Origin of the sequence: Nocardioides ferulae (assembly GCF_003660455.1) — a bacterium.
Taxonomy (GTDB): Bacteria; Actinomycetota; Actinomycetes; order Propionibacteriales; family Nocardioidaceae; genus Nocardioides; species Nocardioides ferulae.
Genome location: NZ_QZVR01000019.1, coordinates 21,069 through 41,241 on the forward strand (window position 1 = coordinate 21,069; position 20,173 = coordinate 41,241).

Below are 20,173 nucleotides of genomic sequence, written 5' to 3' on the forward strand. Positions count from 1 at the left end.
GACCACGGCGGCCCCCGGCCTTGGCGGCCTCCCGGGACGCGGCGCGCGTCTCCGGTCGAGGGAGACGGGTGCCTGCGCGTGCCGGTTGCCGAGCAGCCCGTCCGCTTCCGGCCGGTCGGGCTCGCGGTGTCACCGGTCCCTCCTGCGTTCTGCACGGTCTCCGGGTGACACCGACCCTCTTACGGCGAGGACCATGAGCGACCTGGTCGGCCCCAGCCCGGCGCTGTCACGAGCACGCCTCCTCACCGTGGTCTGGCTCGTGTCAGCGGTGCTCAGCGTGGTGCTCCTGCCGCTGGTGGGCGTGGCCCGTGAGCCATCCGTGCTGTTCAGGACCACCGGACTGGCCGGCGTGGGTCTTCTGTTCTCCACCCAGCTGTTGGTCATGTGGTCGGCGGTGACGCCCTGGGCATCGGTCAGCACGCATCACCGTGCCCAGACTCTGTTCGTCCTCGCAGCGATCCTCAGCGTCCCTTCGGTCGCGCCGGTGGCCGTGGAGGAGTGGGCCACCTGGGCATGGCTGGGCGCCAGCGTGCTCGGTACCGCCCCCCTGCTCTGGCGATGGCCGACCGTGGCCATGGTCGCTGTGGCCACGACCTCGACGAGCCTGGCGGTGGCGCTGGTGTTCGACGGCGACGTGCTGACCTACGGCGCCGTCACCCTTGGCATCGGCGCTGGGCTCGCGACGATCAACTGGGCACCGTTCTGGATGTGGGAGCTGCTGGTCAGAGCCGACGCGACCCGCCAGGCCGGAGCCCGCGCGGCCGCGGCGCTCGAACGCAACCGATTCGGACGCGACGTGCACGACGTCCTGGGACATGCTCTGACCGTGATCGCACTCAAGGCCGAGCTGGCTGCCCGCACCGCTGCCTCCGACCCGGTGTCGTCTGCCCGAGAGTCCGAGGAAGTGCGAGCTCTTGCCGAGACGACGTTGGGCAGGCTGCGCAGCTCGCTGGCCCTCGGCCGTGAGGTCGACCTCCGGGCCGAGCTGGCTGCGATGGAGCGGGTCCTCGCTGCGGCCGCCGTGCGATGTGACCTGGCCGTGCAACCGATCGAAGTATCACCACAGGTCGCAGGCGCCCTGTCGATGCTGCTCAAGGAGGCGACCACCAACGTGCTGCGCCACAGCGATGCACAGTGGTGTCGGGTGGAGTTGGGGCAGGAGGCGGACCGGGTGCAGCTCTCGGTGACCAACGATCGCCCGCTCACGACCCGGGCGGCGACCGGCTCCGGGCTCGTCGGGCTACGTGCACGCTTGGGTGCTGTCGGCGGAGATCTCTCCGTCCATCACGATGACGGCTCGTTCCGGATCAGCGCCACCGTCCCGGCCGGTCATGGCTGAGCAGGTTCGGGTCCTGATCGCCGACGACGAGGGCACCATCAGGGCCGCTCTCGCCGCGCTGCTGGAGCTGGAGGCCGACCTCGACGTCATCGCCCAGGCTGCGAACGGGCGTGAGGCGGTCGAGCTGGCTCGCCGACACCGGCCCGACGTGGCCGTTCTCGACCTGGAGATGCCCGACCTCGACGGGATCGCAGTCGTGGCCGAGCTGCACCGAGCAGCTCCTGGCTGTGTGACGGTGGTGCTCAGCGGACGCGGGCGACCCGCGCACCTGCGAGAAGCGCTCGAGGCAGGCGCGCAGGCCTTCGTGGCCAAGGGAGCGCCGGCCGGAACCCTGGCCGACGTCATCCGCGGCGCCCAGCGCGGCGAGCGGTACGTCGACCCGACGCTCGCCGCCGAGGCGCTCACCGCCCCGGCCAACCCGCTCACCGAGCGTGAGCTCGAGGTGCTCCGGCTCGCTGCGCTGGACCTGCCCACGGCCGTCATCGCACGGCGTACGCACCTCGCGACAGGCACCGTGCGCAACTACGTCGCCGCCGCGACGGCCAAGCTCGGCGCCGAGTCCAAAGGGCAGGCCGTCGCCATCGCGCGGGCGCAAGGTTGGATCAGGTGAGTGCGAGGACCAGCGCGGCGGCCCCGAGCGGGACGTCGAGCAGGAAGCAGCACTCGGCCATCGATCTCGAGACGACGTCGTTGCGACGCCAGTGCCGGTAGTCCCACACCGCGTGGCTTGCCAGCACGAGGCCGGCCAGGGCGAGACCCACTCGAGGTGAGATGAACATGGCGAGCACGGCGAGGCCACCGAAGCCGAGCATGGCCAGGCTCTGTTCGGACAGCACTCGCGCCCCGGCCGGTCGACCCAGCCCGACCAGCACGAGGAGGACTGCATAGCCCGTCAGGCCCGCCCACCAGGGGAGCCCCGCCATCTCGGTGAGTACCACCACCAGGCTGCTGGTGATGACGCCGACCCAGGCGATCCAGGGCCGGCCCAGTGCCGCGGCGGCGAGATAGCAGGACGCCGCGGCGGCGACGGTGATAGCGGTGCCTTCGGTGCTGGTTCCGGCGACGACCTGGGAGGTGGCCACGGCCAGTCCGAGCATGGCCGGCCAGAGCCTCCACAGCGGGAGGCGTACGCATTCAGCGGCGGAACCGGGATGGGTGGGTGTGTGGGTCAGCATGCATCGAGGCTGCGGCCGTTCGACGCACGTTCCTCCCATGGGATCGCCACTCATCGACCGTGCGTTCTGTCAACGGCGGACGAGAGCTGACCCCGACGGCATCGCCACCGAGCCGGTGACGTTCCCGCCCGACGACGCGAGTGGCTCGGCGAGCGCAGCCAGCGCCAGCGAGGCCTTCTACGGCGCGGCCGAGCCGGTCGCCCACCGCGTCGACCCACGCGAGGTCGGCGTGCCCCGCATCGGCCAGCACGGGTCCGGGGCGCCGGCCGGGGCGGTCAGACTCCCGACCGGTTCGGCGCCCCGCGACTGACGGCCCGAGCGGCGGAGCGGCTCGCGACGACCGCCGGGACGACGCCGAGGAGCGCGACGCCGGCGAACCCGCCGAGCAGGTACTGCGCGGAGCTGACGATCGACGGCTCGCCCACCCTGACCAGCACGCCGGCGAGGGCGGAGCTGAAGGCACTCGCGATCAGGAACACCGTGTTGATGCCGGCGGAGGCCTTGGCCGCCTCCTCGGGATCGGCCACGCTGCCGAAGGCGGCGACGGCGAGGTGCGGGAACGCCAGCCCGATACCCGCCCCGGCGATGAAGAGCGTGAGGAACCACAGCGCCGCCACTGCGGTCGCCGGGCCTTCCTGCTGCAGCAGCGCCGTGACTCCGAGCCCGGCCGCCAGGAGCCCCGGCCCGGCGACGGTCACGGTCCGGACGGTGGTAGCCGTGCGTGCGTTGGCGCTGACGACCTGGGTGACCGACCAGCCGAAGGACAGGGCCGCGCCGAGGAAGCCCGCGACCAGCGGCGTCATGCCGCCCAACTCCTGGCCGAAGAACGGGATGAAGGCCTCGGTTCCGATGCCGAAGGCCAGCACGCCGACCGCGACGTAGATCCACTTCAGCGGAGCAGACCGCCGGAAGGTCACCGACGGCAGGACCGCCGCCGCCGTCCGGCGTTCGTGGTGGACGAACCAGCCGCCGAGCGCGACCCCGGACAGCAGCAGGAGGACCGTCCACCCTCCGACAGGGACGATGCTGGCGACGCTGAAGCCTGCGACGGCCGCCGTCATCAGGGCGAGGGAGCCCCGCGGCACCGGGCTGCTCGACGGGCCGCGCTCGGTCCGCGGCAGCGCACGGTGGGCCACGAGCATCATCAGGACCGTCAGGCCGGCGAGGAGGCCGAAGGCCGTGCGCCAGGCGCCGAGCTCGCCGAACAGGCCGCGTCGTCCGTCAGTGGTGCACGTGGGCGCGCTGGCCGTCCCGGTCGAAGACCATGATCAGTTCCGCCGGCTCCTCCAGTGCCGTGATCGCGTGCGGCACCATCGTCGCGAACTCGGCGGCCTCGCCGGCGGCGACGTCGATCTGCCGCTCGCCCAGCCACAAGCGCACGCGCCCCTCGAGCACGAGGAACCAGTCGTGGCCCGCGTGCACGCGTTGCTCGGGCCGGGAGGTGGAGGGTTCGAAGCGCATCTTCATCGCGACCGTGCGCCCGTCGGGACGGCTCAGCGGCCACGTCGTCCGGCCGCCGTCGTGGTGCGCCACCGGGCGGATGACGACGTCGTCGTCGTCGGGCACCTCCAACAGCACGTCGAGGCTGACCTGGAGGGCGGCCGCGAGCGGCACCAGCACGTCGAGGCCCAGCGTGCGCTTGCCGGTCTCGATGCGGCTGATCGTCGAGGCGCTCAGGTGCGTGCGCTCGGCCAGCTCCTCGAGCGAGTAGCCCAGGGTGGTCCGCAGGCTGCGCAGGCGCGTGCGCGCCAGCGACTCGACATCGGCGATCTCGCTCATAGGCCCATCCTCGCACCTCTTGCGAATCCCGCAAGACCCTTTGCGGGAACAGGTCGAGCCCTTACCGTCGAGAGCATGAGCGAACACAGCCCCCACAGCCACCGCCCGGCCCCGCACGCCGGGCACCACGAACCCTCCGGCGAGGCGGGACCGCCTTCGGTGGAGCGCGTCTGCGACGTCGCCGTGATCGGCGGCTCGGCCGCCGGTCTGGCCGGCGCCTTGCAGCTGGCCCGCCAGCGGCGCAGCGTCGTCGTCGTCGACGACGGCACCCCGCGCAACGCCCCGGCCGCCCACATGCACGGCTACCTCGGGCACGAGGGCGTGGCCCCCGGCGACCTGCGCGCCGCCGGGCGCGAGGAGGTCCGCAGCCACGGCGGCGAGGTGCTGTCAGGGCGGGTCCTGGGCGTTCGCCGTGGCGAGGACAACCGGTTCCGGCTCGACCTCACCGGCGGCCACGCGCTGCTGGCCCGGAGGGTGCTCGTCGCGATCGGCCTCGAAGACGAGCTCCCCGACATCGACGGCCTGGCCGAGCAGTGGGGACGCGGCGCCGTGCACTGCCCGTTCTGCCACGGCTTCGAGGTGCGCGACCAGCGGCTGGTGCAGATCGTGACCCACCCCCTCGGTCTCCACCCCACCCCCCTCTTCCGCCACCTCACCGACCGGCTCACCCTGGTGCTGCACGACGAGACCGGCCTCGACGAGGACGCCGTCGCCGCCCTCGCCGCCTCGGGTGTCGGTGTGGAGCGCAGCCGGGTCGGCCGGGTGGTCGCCGGCCCCGACGGTCAGGTCACCGGCGTCGAGCTCGCGGACGGCCGGCTCCTCGAGGCGGACGCCGTCGTGGTCGGGTCGCGCTTCCGGGCCCGGGTCGAGGTCCTGGCCGGCCTCGGGCTCACCGCCACCCCGCACCCGACCGGCGCCGGCGACGTCCTCGCCGTCGACCCGCGCGGGGAGACCGCCGTCCCCGGCGTGTATGCGGCCGGCAACGTCACCGACCCCTCCCTCCAGGTGCTGCCCGCGGCCGCCCAGGGCAGTCAGGTGGGCGCGATGGTCGCCTTCAGCCTCGCCGAGGAGGACCTGCACGCCGCCGCCCGCACCCGTGGCGAGCAGGCCGACTGGGACCACCGCTACGGCGGTGCGGAGCCGACGTGGAGCCGGAACCCCAACGGCACCTTCGTCCGCGAGGTGGCCGACCTCCCACCGGGGAGGGCGCTCGACATCGGGGCCGGTGAGGGTGCCGACGCGCTGTGGCTGGCCGAACAGGGGTGGCGGGTCACCGCCAACGACATCTCCGGGAACGCGCTGGCCAGGGTGGACGCCGAGGCCGAGCGGCGCGGACTGCACATCGACCTCGTCCGCAGCGACGTGGCCGCCCTGGACCCCTTCGGTGCCGAGCCGTTCGACCTGGTCTCGCTGCAGTACGGCTCGTTCAAGCGCTCACCCGACCAACGGGGCCTGCGCAACCTGCTCGCCGCGGTCGCCCCGGGCGGCACGCTGCTGGTGGTCCACCACGACCTCTCGTCGCTGCGCGAGCCCGTGGACGTCGCCACCCAGACCCGGATGTACGACCCCGAGGCGTTCGTCGGGATCGACGAGGTCGCCGCCGCCCTCGCCGCCGACCCCGAGACCTGGCAGGTCGAGATCCACGAGACCCGGCCCCGGCCGGCAGGGGCCGCCAGCACCCACCACGTCGACGACGTCGTACTGCGCGCGACCCGGCGCAGGGCGTGACGTCCGTCGGCGTACCAGCCACCCGACGGCCGGCGTCCCCGGGCGGCTGGTAGGAACGAGGCATGAGGACACGCAGCATCGGCAACGACACCGTCGGCCGCACCGAGGTCGGTGCCATCGGGCTCGGCCTGATGACCTTCGACCAGACCGGCACCCAGCCCCGCGAGCAGCTGCTCGACACGATCCGGGCGGCGCTCGACGCGGGGGTGACGCTCTTCGACACCGCCGACGCCTACGGGCCCGGCGAGGAGAAGGGGGCCGCCGCCCAGGGTGAGAACGAGCTGCTCATCGCCTCGCTGCTCGACGAGCTCGGCGTCCGCGACCGGGTGCTCCTGGCCACCAAGGGCGGCCACGTGCGCACCGAGGGCGGCGGCTGGGGCACCGACAGCAGTGCGGGCCACCTCAAGCAGGCCGTCGACGACAGCCTGCGCCGGCTCGGCGTCGAGCAGATCGCGCTGTGGCAGCACCACCGGCCGAGCAGCAAGACCCCCTACGACGAGGTGATCGCGACGATGGCCGAGATCGCCGCCTCCGGCAAGGTGCGCATGCTCGGCCTCTCCAACGCCAACCCCGAGCAGATCCGGGCCGCGCATGCGGTGCTGGGAGACTCGCTGGTGAGCGTGCAGAACCAGTACTCGCCGGCCTTCCGCTCCAGCCGCCCCGAGATCGACGTGTGCGCAGAGCTCGGGCTGGCCTTCCTGCCGTGGAGCCCGCTCGGCGGGCTCGGCGACGCCAAGTCGCTGGCCGACAAGCACCCGGCGTTCGCCGAGATCGCCGAGGCCCGCGGGGTCAGCGCGCAGCAGGTCGCGCTCGCGTGGGAGCTGGCCCAGTCTCCCGTCGTGATCCCGATCCCCGGCGCCAAGCGGCCCCAGTCGATCCGCGACTCCGCGGCCGCCGCGGAGCTGGAGCTCACCGACGAGGAGCTGCGCGCTCTCGACGCCTGACCCCCGCGGCAGCGGCTCAGGTCTCGGCGCGGACCGCCTGCTCCACCTCGGCCACCTCGTCGGGAGCGAGCAGACCGAGCTCGGCCGCGTGCCGGGCGACCGCGGCGGAGTCGGCGGCCAGCACGAACGGGACCTCGTGGTCCCAGGCGTCGGTGACCGCCTCGACGCGGCCGTCGCCCGGGTCGAGGCGGACCTCGCGGATGTAGACCGCCAGCACCCGCCCCGGGTGCCGGCGCACGACGTCGGCGTAGATCTCGGGGTCGTGCTCGCCCGAGTCGCCCACGAGCACGAACGGGAGCTCGGGGTGGAGGGCGAGGATCTCCTCGATCCGCTGCCGCTTGTGCTGGTGCGTGCCGCTGCGGCCGTCGCCGACCAGGTCGCGCAGCAGCAGCGGCCCGGCCGGGAAGCCCCGGTGCTCGAGGAAGCCCAGCAGGAACTCGTGCAGGTTCCACGGGCTCGACGAGACGTAGAAGAACGGGTTGCCCGCACTGCCCTCCAGGTGGCGGTAGAGCTCGGCGGCCCCCGCGAACGGGGTGCGGGTCAGCGCGGATCCGGTGAACGTCTGCAGGAGCATCGACCAGGTGCGCTGCACCCCGGTCTGCAGGACCGTGTCGTCGACGTCGGAGATCACGCCGTACGCCGCGCCGGCCGCCGGCACCCGCACCAGCGCCTCGGCGGTGGCGCCCGGGTCGCCTGGGTGCACCCCGCGGTGAGGCTCGGCCAGTGTGACGCGCGCGGTGGTCCAGGGCGCGACGAGCGCCACGGGCTCCGCCGCGGAGCCGACCTCGACGTCGAAGTAGCCCTCGCCGTCGGTGGTGGTGGCGACCCGCACGCCACCGACCTCGACGTGGAGCGGCACCCCCGGCAGCTCGACGGTGAGGAAGCCGCTCACGGTGCGCCCGGCCGCGGCCCAGGCGCTCTCGCCGGCCGTCACCGGCGATGGCTCGCGGTTGTCGAGGACCCGACCGCGCACCAGCGCCCGCCCGGCCGAGCCGTGGCCGAGATAGGCGACGACGCGCAGGTGCTCGGCCGGCCGGTCGATCCGGCGGCGCAGCCGGGCCGCGTCGAGGGCGTGCTCGAGCCGAGCCACCGCCCGCTTGCCGCGTCCGCTCATCGGAAGGCCGGCTTCTCCTTGGCCAGGAACGCGCGCACGCCCTCGGCGAAGTCGGGCCCGGTGTAGACCTCGCGCAGCCGCGCCTCGTCGTCGCGCGGGGACGCCTCGGCCACACGGGCCCGGTCGAGCAGCTGCGCCTTGGTGGTGCGCAGCGTGACTCCCGACGCGACGCGCAGCCCGTCGAGCACCGAGGCGACCTCGGTGTCCAGGTCGGCGGTGACCGCCAGCAACGCGCCGACCGAGTAGGCGCGGTCGGCGTCGACCAGCCGGGAGGTCAGCAGCATCTCGCGGGTGAGCGACTCGCCGAACACCGCGGCACAGCGATAGACGATCGAGGCCGAGAGCGCGTTGCCCAGCGTGCGGGCGATCGGGTAGCCGAAGCGCGACCCCGGCGTCGCGATCCGCAGGTCGCAGTGGGTGGCCACCGCCAGGCCGCCGCCCACGCAGACCCCGTCGACGGCCGCGATCGTGACCTGGGGCAGCGCGAACAGCGCCTCCAGCAGCTCGCGGATCCAGTTCTCGTAGCCGACCGCGTCGGTGTCGACGAAGTCGGAGATCTCGTTGCCGGCGGCGAACGCCTTGCCGCCCGCGCCGCGCAGCACCAGCGCCCGGACCCCCTCGTCGTGCTGCAGGTCCGCGCACAGCTCGCGCAGCTCGGCGTACATCGCCCGGGTGAAGGCGTTGCGCCGCTCGGGTCGGTTGAAGGTCACCTCGACGACCCCGTCGCCCCGGGTGACGATCAGGTCCTGGCTCAGCTCCTCGCTCACGAGGAGGCAGCGTACGGCGTACCGGGACGTCGCTGGTGAAAGGCCGGGGGGGCGTCCGGACGGTGGGAGGATGGCCCACGACACCGCAGCCCACCGCGTTCACCGGGAGGCAGACCATGGTGGCCAGAGCCGCCGACCCGACCACACCGCGGCCGGAGCGCCGCCGCTCGCCGCTGCACGGGCTGTTCCCGCCCCAGCACGGCGCCTGGGCGTTCCTGGCGCTGCCGCTGGTCCTCGGCGGCAGCCGGGCCGGCGCCTCGTGGCTGCTGATGCCGCTCGCTGTGGCCTGGGTCGCGGCGTATCCGTTCTCGTGGGCAGCCACGGGGCTGCTCTCTGCCAAGAGGACGCAGCGGTTCGTGCGGCCGGCGGTGGTGTGGGGCGCGCTCGTGCTGCCGCTGGCGTTGCTGCTCGTGCTGCTGCGCCCCTGGCTGGTGTGGGTGGGCCTGGCCTACGCGGCGCTCTTCGCGGTGAACGTCCGCTACGCGCGGCGCCACGACGAGCGGGCGCTGGCCAACGACCTGGTGCTGATCGCGGAGGCCTGCCTGATGGTGCCGCTGGTGGTGGCCGTGGTCGGCGGCGAACAGACGTGGACGCCGCCGTGGGACGCCGTCGACAGCGCTCCGGTGGTGGCCCTGACCGCGGTCTGTGCGATGACCCTGCTGGGCTCCACCCTGCACGTGAAGTCGCTGATCCGGGAGCGCCGCAACCCCCGGTTCACCCGGCTGTCGCAGGCCTTCTCGGTGCTCTGCGTGCCGGGCGCGGCGGTCGCGGTCCTGGCCGGTGAGGGTGAGCTTGTCGGCTCGGCCGGTGCCGGCGCGGTGCTGCTCGCCGTGGTCTTCGCCGCGGTCGCGGCGCGGACGTTCCTGATGCCGGGCCGCACCTGGCGTCCCGGCCGGATCGGGATGATCGAGCTGGCCTGCTTCGTGGCGGTCGCGGTCGCCGCGCTCGCGGCCCTCGGCTGACCTTCGCCCGACACGCCGGCTGTAACGCGGTGTCCAGGTAGGTGGTGCGGTGTCCGGACACCGCGGTAGATACCCGGACACCGCGTTACATGCGTCCAGCGGGGCGAAGCGACGGCGGTCAGGACGCCCCGGGGATACTGGCAGCCATGTCCTCCCACGCCCCGATGCCTGCCGCCGAGCGGCTGGCGGAGCCGATGCGGTCGCGCTGGAGCCCCAGCGTCTTCGACGCCCGGCACCGGCTGACCGCCGACCAGCTCGGCGACGTGATCGAGGCGGCGCGCTGGGCGCCGAGCTGGGGCAACATCCAGCCCTGGGCGTTCCTGGTGCTGGAGCGCGACGGCGCCGGCCACGACGTGCTCCTCGACCACCTCAGCCGGGGCAACCGGTCGTGGGTGCCGCAGGCCTCCGCGGTCGTGCTGGCCGCGGCCAAGGTCGCGGCGGACCCCGACGACGCCACCGACAAGGGGGTCAAGGGTGAGGCCGAGTCCTGCTACGACCTCGGCCAGGCCGCCGCCCACCTCACCCTGCAGGCCACCGCGCTCGGCCTGGCCGTGCACCAGTTCGGCGGCTTCGACAAGGACGCCGTGGCGACCGCCCTCGGCGTGCCGAGCCACTACCGGCTGCTGACCGGCATCGCGCTCGGCCGGCACGGCGACCCCGACCGGGCCGACGACGACACCGCCGCGCGCGAGCAGCGTGAACGCCGCCGCCGACCGGCCGAGACCTTCGTCCACGCCGGCGCCTGGGGAAGGGCCTGGAGCCCGGCGACGACCGGGAGCACTCGATGAGGGGCACCCGCACCGCGTCGCTGCTCGTGCTCGCGGTGCTGGCCGCGTTGCTGGTCAACCTGCCGCTGGTGCACAGCGCCTGGCGCGACTGGACCGTCGAGCGCAACGGGGTCGACGTCACCGCCCGCGCCGAGGGCCTCGGCGTCGCCGACGACGGCGAGGAGCCGACGTACCGCGTGCAGTTCACGCTCACCGACGACGAGACCGCCGGGGGATCGGTCTGGCCGGTCGTCGTCGACGAGTCGACCTACGACGAGGTCCAGCGCACCGGCACCGTGCGGGTGCGGGTGGTCGAGGACGAGCCGGGCCTGCACACCGTCGACGGGGAGGTACGCGGCCGCGGGATGCTCGTGCTGACCGTGGTGGCCGACCTCGTGCTGCTGCTGATGGTCGTGCTGGCCTGGCGGCACCGCGGCCGGCTGCGCCCCCAGCTGCGGCTGCTCGCCACCGAGGACGTCCGCCGTTGCCCGCCGGGTGCCGAGCTGGAGCGCCTCGAGGGCGAGCGCTACGTGGTCTCCGGCGACGTGCTCGAGATCGAGGACGACGCATTGCTGCTCGATCTGGGGGACCGCACCGTCAAGGTGCTGCTCGACGGGCACCACAACCCGGTGGGCTACCAGCAGCCGGCCCGCGTCACCGGGGTCCTGATCGGGTAGGTCTCGGCAGGGCTCGGCCGCCGGAGCCTCAGGCAGCGACCTCCTGCGCGAGCGCCACAGGCTCGGCCGCGCGGACCCGCAGCGGAGCGGCCTGGGCCACCCGACGGGCGCGGCCCGGGGCCGCGTAGACCAGCACGGCGACCATGGCGGCCGGAACCACCAGCACGAACACGGTCAACGCCACCACCAAGGCGGTTGCGAAAGCCATCGGGAACTTCCTCTCGTAGGTCGAGAGAAGGGTTCTCACTTCGGGCCCTCCGCAAACGTGTCGCTTCTCGCACCGGGTCGCAGCGGGAGAAGCGCCGACCGCCCGGCCACCGGTGGGACCGGGGCCGGGCGGTCGGGTCGACAGCGCGGGTCAGGCGCGGGCGGGGGCGTCCTCGCCGGCGGTCTCGGGCCGGGCCTCCCACTCGTCGACGTCGTCGATCGGCTCGAGGTTCTCCTCGTCGGCGAGCGAGCGCTGGCCCGGTCGCAGGTGCGGCCGGTCGAGCTGCTCACCCTCCACGTCGACGTTCGGCATCAGCTTGTCGAGCCAGCGCGGGATCCACCAGGCCTTCTCGCCGAGCAGGTACATCAGCGCGGGGATCAGTGCCATCCGCACGACGAACGCGTCGAAGAGGACGGCGACCGCCAGCGCGAAGCCCATCGACTTGATGATCGGCTCGTCGATCAGCATGAAGGCGGCGAAGACCGAGATCATGATCACCGCGGCGGCGGCGACCACGCGGGCGCTGTTGCGGAATCCGTCGACCACCGCGTCGCGGGTGGACATGCCGTGCACGTGCGCCTCGCGCATCCGGGTCACGAGGAACACCTGGTAGTCCATCGCCAGGCCGAACACCAGACCGATCAGGAAGATCGGCATGAAGCTGACGATCGGCTGACCCTCCATGATCCCGAACGCGCCCTCCTGGAAGACCGCGACGGTGGCGCCCAGCGTGGCCAGCACCGACAGCACGAACCCGAGGGTCGCGGTCAGCGGCACCAGCAGGGATCGGAAGACCAGCGTCAGCAGGATGAACGCCAGGCCCACGACGACCAGCAGATAGATCGGCAGCGCGTCGGCGAGCCGCTCCGACACGTCGACGGTGATCGCGGTGAGGCCGGTGACGCCGATCGTCGTGCCGGTCTCGGCCTCGGTCGCCGCCTCGCTGTCGCGCAGGTCGGCGAGCAGGTCCTCGGTGGCGGTGTCGTCGGCACCGGTCTCGGGGGTGATCATCACCTGGGCGCCGGTGGCCGGCTCGGTGACGTTGCCGTCCTTGTCCGTGACCGCGTTGGACATCACGACCTGGGCGTTCTCGACGCCCTCCTGCGACGCGGCCCACTGGGCCACCGCGCCGAACGCGGCGCCGCGCTCCTCGGGGTCGTCGATCTCGCGGGCGTCGACGACCACCAGCATCCGCGCGTCGCGACCCGGGCCGAACGCCTCGGCGATCACGTCGGACGCCTTGCGCTGGGTGGTGTCGGAGGACGCCGTGGAGTCGGTGGGGAACGCCAGGTGCAGGTCCTTGAGCGGGATGGCGAGCGACCCGAGGACGACGACCACGAGCAGCACCACCGCGATCGGGGCGCGGCCCACGAGACGGGCCCAGCGGACGCCGTTGTTGACGATGTGGCCGTCCGCCTCGCGCTTGGGCGCGTAGTGGCGCACCCGGCCGCCGAAGGCCTTGGACTTCAAGATGCCCAGGCCGGCCGGCAGCAGGGTGAGCGCCACCAGCACCGCGATGAACACGGTGGCCGCGGCGGCCAGACCCATCGTGGTCAGGAACGGGATGCGCACGACCGAGAGCGCGGCCAGCGCGATGAGCACGGTGAGGCCGGCGAAGACCACCGCGGAGCCGGCGGTGCCGACCGCGATGCCGACCGCCTCCTCGCGGTCGTCGGTGTGGTGCAGCTCGGTTCGGTAGCGCGCCAGGATGAACAGCGCGTAGTCGATGCCGACCGCCAGGCCGATCATCGTGGCCAGCATGGGGGTCGTGGAGCCGATGTCGGTGAACGCGGTCATCGCGGTGATGCCGGTGATGCCGAGGCCCACGCCGACCATGGCGGTGACGACGGGGCCGCCCGCGGCGACCAAGGAGCCGAAGGTGAGCACCAGGATCACCAGGGCGACGGCGATGCCGATCAGCTCGGCCTTGCCGTCCAGCTCGGTCATGCCGGTCACGCCGCTGCCGTTGGCCTCGACGGTGAAGTCGGAGGTGCGGTGCTCGTCGAGGGTGTCGTGCAGCGCCTCGACGGTGGAGGGCTCGAGGTCGGCGAAGGACTCGACGTCGAAGTCGAAGGTGATCAGGCCGACCCGGCCGCCTTCGGCGAGCGGGGAGAGGGCCTGGGCGTTGGCCTCGGCCTGCTCATGGGTGGCACCGGACGCCGTCTGGGCGGCGACGATCTGCTCGGTCTGCGCGGCCGCGGCCTCGACCGGGTCTGCGGGCAGCGGGTTCGTCGGGTCAGAGCCGTCGGGCATCTGGGGGAGCGCCGCCAGATCCTCGACCAGGGCGTCGACGCGGTCGGCGTACTCCGGGTCGTCCAGCGTGCTGCCCTCGGGTGCGGCCACGACGACGTTGACCGTGGCCTGGTCGAAGGCGTCCACACTGCCCGGGAACAGCTCGGACTGCAGGTCCGCGGCCTCCTCGGACGGGATGCCGGGGATCGAGAAGGCGTCGGTCATCGGCTTGGACATGGTGGCCGCGACGCCGCCGACGGCGACGAACGCGAGCACCCACGCCGCGAGGAACAGCGGCCACCGCCGGTAGGCGGCCTTGCCGAGTCGGTAGAGCAGGGTGGCCATGGGGTCTCCTGGCTGGGGGATCGGTGAGGGTGGGAGGGAAGGGTGGTGTGGCGGCCCTGGCGGTCAGCCGAGCAGCCGTCGTGCGGCGTGCAGGGTGTCGGCGTAGAGCTCCGCGAAGCTGCGGCCCGGCGGCTCGGCCAGGTAGCGCTCGAGCACGTTGTCGTAGAGCGCGACCAGCATCCGCAGGAGCAGTCGGGCGTCGTTCTCGGAGATGTCGGCCGTCGACCGGGTGCGCAGCAGCGCCGCGAACTCGTCGGTGCTCGCCTCGAACCGCTGGTGGGCGGCCACGAGCAGGCGGGGGGTGCCCTTGAGGAGCCGGCGGCCCAGCTCGAGGGACTCACGGTCCTCGGCGTCGACCTGCAGCACGCACTGGATCACGACGCCGATGTCCTCGAGGAGGTCGCCGGTTGGCCCCCCCGCCTGGAAGGTGGCGAGCAGGTCGTCGGGGACCTGCGGTGGCTCCCCCAGCACGGCGTCGATCTTGCCCGGGAAGTAGTTGAACAGGGTCCGCCGGGAGACATCGGCCGCCGCGGCGAGCTCGTCCATCGTCCAGCCGTCGAGGCCGTGGGCGTCGGTGAGCCGGCGAGCCTCGGCGCTGATCCGGAATGAGGTCTCGTGGCGGCGCCTCTCCCGGAGGGATGCACTTTGACTCACATAGTGCAGTGTTGCACTCAGGATCAAGCAGTGCAAAGAACTGGGGGGTGGTGGTGCTCACATCCGGTGCGGTAGAACGCGGCGGGAGGCCGCCGCACCGGCGGCCCTCTCGGGAGGAGCACCAAGCCATGGCCATGTCGAACCCGTCCGGTCCGTCCCCGTCGTCGAACCGCCGCAGCGCCGGCAGCGGACAACCCGGCAGGGGCCGTCCGCCGGGAGCGCGCGGGACCGACCCCAAGCAGGCGGCGCTCTGGGTGGTCGTCGCCCTCGTCGGGGCGACCTGCTGGAGCGTGCTCGCCCTCGCCAGGGGCGAGGAGATCTCGGTGTTGTGGATCCTGTTCGCCGCGCTGTGCTCCTACGCGATCGCCTACCGCTTCTACTCCAAGTTCATCGCCTACCGGGTCCTCGGCGTGGACGACACCCGGGCCACCCCGGCCGAGCGGTTGCGCAACGGTCACGACTTCGAGCCGACCGATAAGCGGGTGCTGTTCGGACACCACTTCGCCGCCGTCGCCGGCGCCGGCCCACTGGTCGGCCCGGTGCTCGCGGCGCAGATGGGCTACCTGCCCGGCACCATCTGGATCGTCGTCGGTGTGATCCTCGCCGGCGCCGTCCAGGACATGGTGGTGCTCTTCTTCTCGCTGCGCCGCGACGGCCGCTCACTGGGGCAGATGGTGCGCGACGAGATCGGCGTCGTCGGGGGCTACGCCGCGATGATCGGGGTCTTCTCGATCATGATCATCCTGCTGGCCGTGCTGGCGCTGGTCGTGGTCAACGCCCTCGCCGAGTCCCCATGGGGCGTGTTCTCGATCGGGCTGACCATCCCGATCGCCCTGTTCATGGGCTGGTACCTCCGCTACCTGCGGCCCGGCCGCGTGCTCGAGGTCACGGGCATCGGCGTGGCCCTGCTGCTGCTGTCGATCGCCGGCGGCTCCTACGTCGAGGAGATGGGCATCGAGTCCGCCCTCACGCTCAGCCCGGAGACCTTGACCTTCCTGCTGATCGGCTACGGCTTCTTCGCCTCGGTGCTCCCGGTGTGGATGCTGCTCACCCCACGTGACTACCTGTCGACGTTCATGAAGGTCGGTGTCATCGTGCTGCTGGCGGTGGGGCTGCTGCTCGCGGCCCCGACCCTGTCGGCGCCGGCCGTCTCCGACTTCGCCACCTCCGGCACCGGCCCTGTCTTCGCCGGCAAGCTGTTCCCGTTCGTGTTCATCACGATCGCCTGCGGTGCCCTCTCCGGCTTCCACGCGCTGATCTCGTCGGGCACCACGCCCAAGATGATCGAGAAGGAGAGCCACATCCGCGCCATCGGCTACGGCGGGATGCTGATGGAGTCGTTCGTCGCGATCTCGGCGCTGATGGCCGCCTGCGTGATCGATCAGGGCCTCTACTTCGCGATGAACTCGCCGGCCGGCGCCACCGGCGGGACCCCCGAGGCCGCGGCGGAGTTCGTCCGCACGCTGGGCTTCACGATCAGTCCCGCTGACCTCACCGCCGCCGCGGCCTCGATCGAGGAGAGCTCGCTGATCTCCCGCACCGGCGGCGCGCCCACCCTCGCGTTCGGGATGTCGCTGATCTTCACCGAGGCGTTCGGCGGCGGTCTGGCCGCCTTCTGGTACCACTTCGCGATCATGTTCGAGGCGCTGTTCATCCTCACCGCCGTCGACGCCGGCACCCGGGTGGGCAGGTTCATGCTCCAAGACAGCGTCGGCAACGTGTGGCGGCGCTACGGCGACACCTCCTGGAAGCCGGCCTCGTGGTCGGCCAGCGCCGTGGTGGTGGGCCTGTGGGGCGGCATGCTGTACGTCGGCGTCACCGACCCGCTCGGCGGGATCAACCAGCTCTTCCCGCTGTTCGGCATCGCCAACCAGCTGCTCGCCGCGATCGCGCTGACCCTGTGCACCACGCTGCTGGTCAAGCACGGCAAGGCGCGGTGGGCCTGGGTGCCCGGCATCGGCCTGGCCTGGGACCTCGTCGTCACCCTCACCGCCAGCTGGCAGAAGGTGTTCAGCGACGACCCCAAGATCGGCTACTTCCAGCAGGCCCAGGTCTTCCGCGACGCCCGCGACGCCGGCGAGGTGCTCGCCCCCGCGACCGACGCCGCCCAGATGGACCAGGTGATCACCAACTCCATGCTCAACGGCACCCTCCAGGCGACCTTCGCGATCCTCGTCGTCCTCGTGGTGCTCAACGCCGCGTGGGTGTGCGTGCGCACGCTGCGCAACGGCGGCACGGCGCCCACCACCGAGGTGCCCAAGGTCGAGTCGCAGCTGGTGCTCACCGGCGGCCGGTCGTGAGCGGGCCCGAGCCGGGAGGACGGCTCCTCGGCGGCGTGCACGGGTACCTGCGCTGGTACCTGCGCGAGATCTCCGGGGCGGGCCGCTACCAGCGCTACCTCGACTCCTGCCGCGCCGAGGGCCGCACCCCGCTGTCGCGGGCGGCGTACGAGCGGGCCCGCGTGGACCACCGCGAGCGGCACCCCCAGGGGCGCTGCTGCTGAAACGCAGGTTGCGCAAACGCAGCCTGGCTGCAACGGCGGTCTTACACCGGCGCAACACGGCCCGCCCAGCATGTCCGCATGCGCCCGCAACTCCGCTCCCTCCGGCCCGCCGCGGCCGCCCTCCTGCTCGCCCTGGGCACCGCCCTCACCGCCTGCACCTCCACCGGCGGCGACACCGCTGAGGAGCCCGCCGGTGCGGGCGGCGGCACCGTCAAGATCGGCACCCTGCGCGGCCAGCCGCACTTCTACGCGCCCTACCTGTACGCCGACCACGCCGAGGAGGCCGGCGCCGGCGACCTCGAGTTCGAGGTGGTCGCCCTGGAGACCGCGCCGGCCCTCAACGACGCCCTGGCCAGCGGCACCGTCGACTTCGTCGTCGGCAGCATCACCGCGACCGTCGCGGGCGCCGCGACCGGACGCGACGTGCGCATCGTCGCCGCGGCCGCCGACGGCGGCAGCGGCATCATCGGCGGCCCGGGCATCGACTCCGTCGCCGACCTGGCCGGCCGCAAGGTCGGCTACCTGGAGTCCAGCTCCCAGCTGGTGGCGCTGCGGCTGATCCTCGAGCGCGAGGGGGTCGACGTCGACGACCTGGACCTGGTGTCGCTCTCGGCGCCGGAGTTCTTCAACGCCTTCGACACCGGGCAGATCGACGCGTTCGCCGCCCCCGAGATCGGGGTCTCGCTGGCCAAGGCGGCCGGTGGGCACGAGATCGCCGACCCGTACTCCACCGAGATCGGGCGCCTCAACATCGCCCTGCTGACCACGGCCACGACCATCGAGGACGACCCCGAGCTGGTGCAGGCCGTCGTCGACACCCATGCCGCGGCCACCGACTACATGGCCGGGCACATCGACGAGTGGCTGCCCGAGATGGTCGCCGAGTACGGCGGCGACGAGGCCGTCTTCGAGACGGCCCTGGAGAACTTCTGGCTGCGCGCCGACCTCTCGCCGACCTACGAGGAGCAGATCGGCAACCTCGCCGCCCAGATGGCCCGGCTGGGCATGATCGACCAGGCCCCGCCGCTGACCGACCTGGTCGACACCGGCTTCGCCTCCCGCGACGAGCCGACCGGGTCCTGACGTGGCGGGCGAGACAGAGGCCGCTCCCTGGGTGGAGCGCGGGCTGCGAGCCGCCCTGGGCACCGGCGTGCTCGGCCTGATCGTGCTGCTGTGGGACCTGGGCGTCCGGGGCCAGTGGGTGCTCGTCTTCGACATCAAGATGGGCTACCTGCCGCCGCCCCTCGACGTCGCGCGGCTCACCTGGGACTTCGCCTTCGGCGGCGTCTACGACGACGCGTTCAGCGGCACCCTGTGGGAGCACCTGTGGGCCAGCACCCGCCGCGTGCTCGGGGGCTTCGCGCTCGCGACCGCGCTCGGCGTACCCCTGGGCGTGCTGATGGGGCGGTTCCGCTGGGTGCACGCCGCGCTCGACCCGGCGGTCAACCTGTTCCGTCCGGTCCCGGCGACCGCGTGGGTGCCGCTGGTGCTGCTCATCATCGGCTTCGGCGGCCAGGCGACGATCTTCCTGATCACGCTCTCGGCGTTCTTCCCGATCCTGCTCAACACGGTCGCGGCGGTGCGCGAGGTGCCGCCGCGGCTGGTCGAGGCGGCCCGGATGCTCGGCACCCGTCCGGCCGGCGTCCTGCTGGGCGTGGTGGTGCCCGCCGCGACCTCGGGCATCGTCAGCGGCCTGCGGATCGGGCTCGGCCTGGCCTGGGTGATCCTGGTGCTCGGGGAGGCCAACGGCATCGACACCGGCCTGGGCAGCATGATCACGCTGGCCCGCGAGCAGGTGCGCACCGACCGGGTCGTGGTCGGGATGATCGTCATCGGGATGGCCGGATTCCTCTCCGACCGGGCGCTGGTGCACGGGCTGCGGCTGCTGTTCGGCCGGCGACCGCTGGTGAGGGAGGCGTGAGCGCCCCTCGGCCCGGGGCGGCCACACCCCCCGCGACCGGGCCCGCCCCGTCGTTGTCGCGGCTGACCCGGCACGCGGACGCCGGGCGGGTGCTGCTCGAGGGGGTGACGAAGCGGTACGCCGCTCGCGGCGCCGCCGGCGTGGACGCGGTGGCCGGCGTCGACTTGGAGGTGGCGGCCGGCGAGTTCGTCGCGGTGGTGGGCGCCAGCGGCTGCGGCAAGAGCACGCTGCTGCGGATCCTCGCCGGGTTCGAGCCCGCGACCCGCGGCCGCGTCGAGGTGGGCGGCCGGCCGGTGACCCGGCCCGGGCCCGACCGCGGTGTGGTCTTCCAGGACTACGGGCTGTTCCCGTGGCTGACCGTGGCCGAGAACGTCCGGTTCGGGCTGCGCCAGCGCCGGCTGCCGCGCGGGCAGCGGCACCGGATCGCCGAGGAGTTCATCGAGGTGGTGGGTCTGACCCGCTTCGCCGATCGGTTCCCCGGCGAGCTGTCGGGCGGGATGCAGCAGCGGGTGGCGATCGCGCGGGTGCTGGCCAACGACCCGGCCGTGCTGCTGATGGACGAGCCGTTCGGTGCGCTGGACGCCCTCACCCGCACCACCATGCAGCACGAGCTGCGCCGGCTGCACCGCGAGACCGGCACGACCGTGCTGCTGGTGACGCACTCGATCGAGGAGGCGGTCTACCTCGCCGACCGGGTGGTGGTGATGTCCGGTGGCGCGGCGCACGGCGTACCCGGTGGCATCGCCGAGATCGTGCCGGTGACGCTCGGTGAGCACCGCGACGTCAACGCCGCGGACTTCAACGAGCTGGAGCGGCGGCTGTCCGAGCTCGTGCACGCCGGACACCGCCCCGAGTGACGAGGCAGCACCGGCGGGCCGGCGCAGACGGGTGATCCGCTGTCTCCCAGCGGCAGCGAGTCGCACCGCTGCGTGGTCGGTCGCTCATCGGGGCGGCCACGCGATCTTCGGGCGGTGTCGTCCCACACGCGTCACACTGGGCGTACGAAACTCCCGCTGGGAGACCAAGTTTCGCCTCCCAGCGGGAGATTCACCGCCTGA

Annotated in this window: 21 protein-coding genes; 13 read left to right on the forward strand and 8 right to left on the reverse strand. The window is 72.9% G+C overall.

The annotated features are described in order from the left end of the window. The first annotated feature begins 193 nt into the window (after positions 1–193). Together D6B71_RS17425 and D6B71_RS17430 are read left to right on the forward strand one after the other, a co-directional pair. Positions 194–1,339, forward strand: a complete 1,146-nt coding sequence (locus D6B71_RS17425; protein ID WP_164519726.1) for a sensor histidine kinase — start codon at positions 194–196, stop codon at positions 1,337–1,339. Beyond that, complete coding sequence (locus tag D6B71_RS17430) at positions 1,332–1,949, forward strand: response regulator transcription factor (RefSeq protein WP_206051831.1); 618 nt, start codon at positions 1,332–1,334, stop codon at positions 1,947–1,949. Before D6B71_RS17425 ends, D6B71_RS17430 begins: the two co-directional genes overlap by 8 nt. Here D6B71_RS17430 and D6B71_RS17435 read toward each other — a convergent pair. Continuing rightward, entirely contained in the window at positions 1,942–2,514 is a 573-nt protein-coding gene (locus tag D6B71_RS17435) for a hypothetical protein (RefSeq protein WP_206051832.1), read from the reverse strand. The genes D6B71_RS17430 and D6B71_RS17435 overlap by 8 nt on opposite strands. A 37-nt stretch (positions 2,515–2,551) precedes the next feature. Here D6B71_RS17435 and D6B71_RS17440 point away from each other — a divergent pair, with 37 nt between their 5' ends. Next, complete coding sequence (locus tag D6B71_RS17440; protein WP_121257429.1) at positions 2,552–2,824, forward strand: hypothetical protein; 273 nt, start codon at positions 2,552–2,554, stop codon at positions 2,822–2,824. Here D6B71_RS17440 and D6B71_RS17445 read toward each other — a convergent pair. Both D6B71_RS17445 and D6B71_RS17450 read right to left on the reverse strand, forming a co-directional pair. Beyond that, complete coding sequence (locus D6B71_RS17445) at positions 2,790–3,656, reverse strand: MFS transporter (protein ID WP_126688304.1); 867 nt, start codon at positions 3,654–3,656, stop codon at positions 2,790–2,792. The two genes, D6B71_RS17440 and D6B71_RS17445, sit on opposite strands and share 35 nt — an antisense overlap. Before the next feature lie 79 nt (positions 3,657–3,735). Then, positions 3,736–4,293 carry a helix-turn-helix domain-containing protein gene (locus D6B71_RS17450; protein WP_121257433.1) on the reverse strand — a complete coding sequence of 186 codons (558 nt, stop codon included), beginning with the start codon at positions 4,291–4,293 and terminating at the stop codon, positions 3,736–3,738. Between the two features lie 75 nt (positions 4,294–4,368). Between D6B71_RS17450 and D6B71_RS17455 the strand changes: the two genes are divergently transcribed. Together D6B71_RS17455 and D6B71_RS17460 are read left to right on the forward strand one after the other, a co-directional pair. After that, on the forward strand, positions 4,369–6,021 hold the full coding sequence (locus D6B71_RS17455; protein ID WP_121257435.1) for a bifunctional NAD(P)/FAD-dependent oxidoreductase/class I SAM-dependent methyltransferase: 1,653 nt from the start codon (positions 4,369–4,371) through the stop codon (positions 6,019–6,021). A gap of 62 nt (positions 6,022–6,083) precedes the next feature. Continuing rightward, positions 6,084–6,965: an aldo/keto reductase gene (locus tag D6B71_RS17460; protein ID WP_121257437.1), complete on the forward strand. Its 882-nt coding sequence runs from the start codon at positions 6,084–6,086 to the stop codon at positions 6,963–6,965. 16 nt (positions 6,966–6,981) lie between these two features. Here the strand turns inward: D6B71_RS17460 and D6B71_RS17465 are convergent, their stop codons facing one another. Both D6B71_RS17465 and D6B71_RS17470 read right to left on the reverse strand, forming a co-directional pair. Continuing rightward, the gene (locus D6B71_RS17465) at positions 6,982–8,079 is read right to left on the reverse strand and encodes an App1 family protein (RefSeq protein ID WP_121257439.1); all 1,098 of its coding nucleotides are present in this window, start codon (positions 8,077–8,079) and stop codon (positions 6,982–6,984) included. Further along, positions 8,076–8,846, reverse strand: coding sequence for an enoyl-CoA hydratase-related protein (locus D6B71_RS17470; RefSeq protein WP_240641520.1), 771 nt, complete (start codon positions 8,844–8,846; stop codon positions 8,076–8,078). The genes D6B71_RS17465 and D6B71_RS17470 overlap by 4 nt, the downstream gene beginning before the upstream one ends. Before the next feature lie 116 nt (positions 8,847–8,962). Here D6B71_RS17470 and D6B71_RS17475 point away from each other — a divergent pair, with 116 nt between their 5' ends. The 3 genes from D6B71_RS17475 (at position 8,963) to D6B71_RS17485 (ending at position 11,252) form a co-directional block, all read left to right on the forward strand. Beyond that, positions 8,963–9,808: a YwiC-like family protein gene (locus D6B71_RS17475; RefSeq protein ID WP_121257441.1), complete on the forward strand. Its 846-nt coding sequence runs from the start codon at positions 8,963–8,965 to the stop codon at positions 9,806–9,808. 146 nt (positions 9,809–9,954) lie between these two features. Continuing rightward, on the forward strand, positions 9,955–10,596 hold the full coding sequence (locus D6B71_RS17480; protein ID WP_121257443.1) for a nitroreductase family protein: 642 nt from the start codon (positions 9,955–9,957) through the stop codon (positions 10,594–10,596). Next, complete coding sequence (locus D6B71_RS17485) at positions 10,593–11,252, forward strand: hypothetical protein (RefSeq protein WP_121257445.1); 660 nt, start codon at positions 10,593–10,595, stop codon at positions 11,250–11,252. The genes D6B71_RS17480 and D6B71_RS17485 overlap by 4 nt, the downstream gene beginning before the upstream one ends. Positions 11,253–11,280: 28 nt before the next feature. On the opposite strand, the gene D6B71_RS17490 is transcribed toward D6B71_RS17485, so the two are convergent. The 3 genes from D6B71_RS17490 to D6B71_RS17500 form a co-directional block, all read right to left on the reverse strand. Continuing rightward, positions 11,281–11,460, reverse strand: a complete 180-nt coding sequence (locus D6B71_RS17490) for a hypothetical protein (protein ID WP_126688305.1) — start codon at positions 11,458–11,460, stop codon at positions 11,281–11,283. A 150-nt stretch (positions 11,461–11,610) separates the two neighbouring features. After that, positions 11,611–14,037 (reverse strand): MMPL family transporter, encoded by a 2,427-nt coding sequence (locus tag D6B71_RS17495; protein WP_121257449.1) that lies wholly within the window; start codon positions 14,035–14,037, stop codon positions 11,611–11,613. Between the two features lie 63 nt (positions 14,038–14,100). Continuing rightward, on the reverse strand, positions 14,101–14,691 hold the full coding sequence (locus tag D6B71_RS17500) for a TetR family transcriptional regulator (RefSeq protein ID WP_164519727.1): 591 nt from the start codon (positions 14,689–14,691) through the stop codon (positions 14,101–14,103). A gap of 128 nt (positions 14,692–14,819) precedes the next feature. Between D6B71_RS17500 and D6B71_RS17505 the strand changes: the two genes are divergently transcribed. The 5 genes from D6B71_RS17505 (at position 14,820) to D6B71_RS17525 (ending at position 19,972) form a co-directional block, all read left to right on the forward strand. Then, on the forward strand, positions 14,820–16,991 hold the full coding sequence (locus tag D6B71_RS17505; RefSeq protein WP_276311013.1) for a carbon starvation CstA family protein: 2,172 nt from the start codon (positions 14,820–14,822) through the stop codon (positions 16,989–16,991). Beyond that, positions 16,988–17,194 carry a YbdD/YjiX family protein gene (locus D6B71_RS17510; RefSeq protein ID WP_206051833.1) on the forward strand — a complete coding sequence of 69 codons (207 nt, stop codon included), beginning with the start codon at positions 16,988–16,990 and terminating at the stop codon, positions 17,192–17,194. Before D6B71_RS17505 ends, D6B71_RS17510 begins: the two co-directional genes overlap by 4 nt. 78 nt (positions 17,195–17,272) lie before the next feature. Continuing rightward, positions 17,273–18,277 (forward strand): ABC transporter substrate-binding protein, encoded by a 1,005-nt coding sequence (locus D6B71_RS17515; protein WP_121257453.1) that lies wholly within the window; start codon positions 17,273–17,275, stop codon positions 18,275–18,277. A 1-nt stretch (position 18,278) separates the two neighbouring features. Continuing rightward, positions 18,279–19,115, forward strand: coding sequence for an ABC transporter permease (locus tag D6B71_RS17520; RefSeq protein ID WP_206051834.1), 837 nt, complete (start codon positions 18,279–18,281; stop codon positions 19,113–19,115). Further along, the gene (locus D6B71_RS17525; RefSeq protein ID WP_206051835.1) at positions 19,112–19,972 is read left to right on the forward strand and encodes an ABC transporter ATP-binding protein; all 861 of its coding nucleotides are present in this window, start codon (positions 19,112–19,114) and stop codon (positions 19,970–19,972) included. Before D6B71_RS17520 ends, D6B71_RS17525 begins: the two co-directional genes overlap by 4 nt. Positions 19,973–20,173: the final 201 nt, after the last annotated feature.